Source organism: Mesorhizobium sp. M1A.F.Ca.IN.020.03.2.1 (assembly GCF_004023205.1).
Classification (GTDB): Bacteria; Pseudomonadota; Alphaproteobacteria; order Rhizobiales; family Rhizobiaceae; genus Mesorhizobium.
Genome location: NZ_RZSV01000370.1, coordinates 1 through 3,601 on the forward strand (window position 1 = coordinate 1; position 3,601 = coordinate 3,601).

Sequence of the window (3,601 nt, forward strand, 5' to 3'; positions counted from 1 at the left end):
GATCTGCGACACGCTGGTGCGCTCCGGCGCAATCGACGTTCTGGTGGTCGATTCGGTGGCGGCGCTGACGCCGCGCGCCGAAATCGAGGGCGAGATGGGCGACGCGCTGCCCGGCCTGCAGGCCCGCCTGATGAGCCAGGCGCTGCGCAAGCTGACCGCATCGATCTCGCGCTCCAACACCATGGTCATCTTCATCAACCAGATCCGTATGAAGATCGGCGTCATGTTCGGCTCGCCGGAAACCACGACCGGCGGCAACGCGCTGAAATTCTACGCCTCGGTGCGCCTCGACATCCGCCGCATCGGCTCGGTCAAGGATCGCGACGAAGTGGTCGGCAACCAGACCCGCGTCAAGGTGGTGAAGAACAAGCTGGCTCCGCCCTTCAAGGTGGTCGAGTTCGACATCATGTATGGCGAGGGCGTGTCGAAGACCGGCGAGCTCGTCGATCTCGGGGTCAAGGCCGGCGTGGTCGAGAAGTCGGGCGCCTGGTTCTCCTACAATTCGCAGCGTCTCGGTCAGGGCCGTGAGAACGCCAAGCTTTTCCTGCGCGACAATCCGGACACGGCGCGCGAGATCGAGCTGGCGCTGAGGCAGAATGCCGGGCTGATCGCCGAAAAATTCCTCGAGAACGGCGGCTCCGAAGGCGGTGGTGACGACAGCTTCGAAGACGAGGCTGGCGCGATGTAGGCACTGCCGGAGTTCGGCCATAATCCGGATCCATTATCTAAAGCTGATGTAATCGAGTTCCCTAGTACTGCGTTCGAACCGCCGGCCTTCGTGCCGGCGGTTTACGTTTGGGGGCGAGGGCACAGGCCGCCCAGCCGGAGGATTGGCCTTGGTTCCGTGTTTCTGGACAGGGTCAAGAGCTACGGCTAAAAGGCCAATCTATCTTCTGACACACGAAAGCCCATTTGCCGCCGGCCTGGCCGGCGGTTTTCGCGAAAAGGCAGTATCCATGAGTGGCGTGAACGAGATCCGGTCGACATTCCTCGACTACTTCCGCAAGGAGGGTCATGAGATCGTTGCCTCCAGCCCGCTGGTGCCGCGCAACGATCCGACGCTGATGTTCACCAACGCCGGCATGGTGCAATTCAAGAACGTGTTCACCGGCCTGGAGAAGCGGTCCTATTCGCGCGCCGCGACCGCGCAGAAGAGCGTGCGCGCCGGCGGCAAGCACAACGATCTCGACAATGTCGGCTACACCGCGCGCCATCTCACCTTCTTCGAGATGCTCGGCAATTTCTCGTTCGGCGATTATCTCAAGGAGCGCGCGATCGAGCTTGCCTGGAACCTGATCACCAAAGAATTCGGCCTGCCGAAGGACAAGCTTCTGGTCACCGTCTATCACACAGACGACGAGGCGGCCGGCTACTGGAAGAAGATCGCCGGCTTCTCGGACGATCGCATCATCCGCATTCCGACCTCTGACAATTTCTGGGCGATGGGCGACACCGGTCCCTGCGGTCCGTGCTCGGAGATATTCATCGATCGCGGCGAGCATATCTGGGGCGGTCCGCCCGGCAGCCCGGAAGAGGACGGCGACCGGTTCCTCGAATTCTGGAACCTGGTGTTCATGCAATATGAGCAGGTGACGAAAGACGAGCGCATCGACCTGCCGCGCCCGTCGATCGACACCGGCATGGGCCTGGAGCGCATGGCTTCGATCCTTCAGGGAGTGGAGAGCGTCTTTGAGACCGACCTGTTCCGGCATTTGATCGATGCGGCATGCTCGGCGCTAGGGCACGGTCACAACCAGGAGAACGCAGCATCCTTCCGCGTGATCGCGGATCATTTGCGCTCGTCATCCTTCCTGGTGGCCGACGGCGTGCTGCCCTCCAATGAAGGCCGCGGCTATGTGCTGCGTCGCATCATGCGTCGTGCCATGCGCCATGCGCAACTGCTCGGTGCCAAGGAGCCGCTGATGTGGAAGGTGGTGCCGGCGCTGGTGCGCGAGATGGGCCAGGCCTATCCGGAACTGGTGCGTGGCGAAGCGCTGATCACCGAGACGCTGAAGCTCGAGGAGACGCGCTTCCGCAAGACGCTGGTCCGCGGTCTCGGCCTGCTTTCGGAGGCGACGGAACAGCTGCACGCCGGCGACATGCTGGATGGCGAGACGGCCTTCAAGCTCTACGACACCTATGGCTTCCCGCTCGACCTGACGCAGGATGCGCTGCGCCAACGCGACATCTCGGTCGATCTTGCCGGCTTCACCGCTGCGATGGAGCGGCAGAAGGCGGAAGCGCGCGCGCACTGGGCGGGGTCGGGCGAAGCGGCGACCGAGACGGTCTGGTTCCCGGTGCGCGAGCAGACCGGCGCCACCGATTTCCTCGGTTACGAGACGGAAGAGGCGGAAGGCCTGATCCAGGCCCTGGTCAAGGATGGCAAGATCGTCGACAGCGCCGGGCAGGGCGACGCGGTTGCCGTCGTCGTCAACCAGACGCCATTCTATGGCGAATCCGGTGGCCAGATGGGCGATACCGGCATGATTTCCGGCGACGGCTTCTCGATCGAGGTCACCGACACGCAAAAGAAGGCCGACGGGCTTTTCGTGCATTTGGGCAAGGTGACGCGCGGTACGATCAAGACCGGCGCTGCCGTGGAGCTAAAGGTCGATCACGCGCGCCGTTCGAAGCTGCGCGCCAATCACTCCGCGACGCATCTCATCCACGAGGCGCTGCGTGAGGTGCTGGGCACCCATGTCGCTCAGAAGGGTTCGCTGGTCGCGCCTGATCGCCTCCGCTTCGACATCTCGCACAACAAGCCGATCTCGGCCGAGGAGCTCGAGGATGTCGAGCGCATGGCCAACGAGATCGTCGTGCAGAACAGTCCGGTGACGACGCGGCTGATGTCGGTGGACGATGCTATTGCCGAGGGCGCGATGGCGCTGTTCGGCGAGAAATACGGCGACGAGGTGCGCGTCGTTTCGATGGGCACCGGCCTGCACGGCGCCAAGGCCAACCGTCCCTATTCGGTCGAGCTCTGCGGCGGCACGCATGTCAGGTCGACCGGCGATATCGGCCTTGTGCGCATCCTGTCGGACAGCGCGGTCGCCGCCGGCGTGCGCCGCATCGAGGCGCTGACCGGCGAGGCGGCGCGCAGGCATCTCGACGAGCAGGACAAGCGGCTGAAGGCAGCCGCGGCGACCTTGAGGATCTCGCCGGCCGACGTTCCGGCGCGCGTCGAGACTTTGCTCGAGGAGCGCAAGAAACTCGAGAAGGAGCTCGCCGAGGCGCGCAAGAAACTGGCCCTTGGCGGCGGCGCGGCCGTTGCCGATGCTCCGGCCACCAACGAGACGGTTGCGGGTGTCGGCTTCCTCGGCAAGGCGGTCAGCGGCGTCGCGCCGAAGGACCTGAAGCCGCTTGCCGATGCCGGCAAGAAGACGCTGGGCTCCGGCGTGGTCGTCTTTATCGGCGCCGGCGAGGACAACAAGGCGAGCGTGGTGGTCGGCGTCACCGACGACTTGACCGGCCGCTTCAGCGCTGTCGATCTCGTCCGTGTTGCGTCCGCCGCGCTTGGCGGGCAGGGCGGCGGCGGGCGTCCCGATATGGCGCAAGCCGGCGGCCCCGACGCCTCCAAGGCGGACGACGCCATCGCGGCGGT

2 protein-coding genes are annotated in these 3,601 nt (G+C 64.6%); both read left to right on the top strand.

Annotated features, from left to right (window positions below):
• Nucleotides 1-688 (top strand): recombinase RecA (gene recA / locus EOA79_RS30705; protein ID WP_128293599.1); only part of this gene is annotated, 688 nt, incomplete at its 5' end.
• A gap of 268 nt (nucleotides 689-956) precedes the next feature.
• Nucleotides 957-3,601: alanine--tRNA ligase (gene alaS / locus EOA79_RS30710; RefSeq protein WP_128293601.1), on the top strand; the 2,645-nt coding region annotated here is incomplete at its 3' end.